This is a genomic window from Bacillus sp. SIMBA_026 (genome assembly GCF_046535335.1).
GTDB lineage: Bacteria > Bacillota > Bacilli > Bacillales > Bacillaceae > Bacillus > Bacillus velezensis.
Map to the genome: position 1 here is coordinate 1 of NZ_JAWRWX010000392.1, position 246 is coordinate 246.

Below are 246 nucleotides of genomic sequence, written 5' to 3' on the forward strand. Positions count from 1 at the left end.
CAATGCCCGCCTGTGGCGAGAGCACCACATTGCCGTCGCCAATAATGCCTTCAATAACGTCCTTCAGGCCGCCCCATAAGTCGGTTTCTGACTGGGTGTTAATACTAGAACCGTTGCCTTGCAGCTGGTTTTGCTGACTGTCTCTACGGTACTCGCCATCGTTGTTACCAAGTAGAGGAGTTCCTTCGGAACGAGTATTACTATTTCTGCTTCCAGAGTTATTCCGAGAGCCTTGATTGCGCTCCT

General features: G+C 50.8%; 1 protein-coding gene. It reads right to left on the reverse strand.

All coding sequences use genetic code 11. The features are described from left to right. The coding region (locus tag SB847_RS21940) for a secretin N-terminal domain-containing protein (RefSeq protein ID WP_410578840.1) at positions 1-246 on the reverse strand (246 nt) is incomplete at both ends.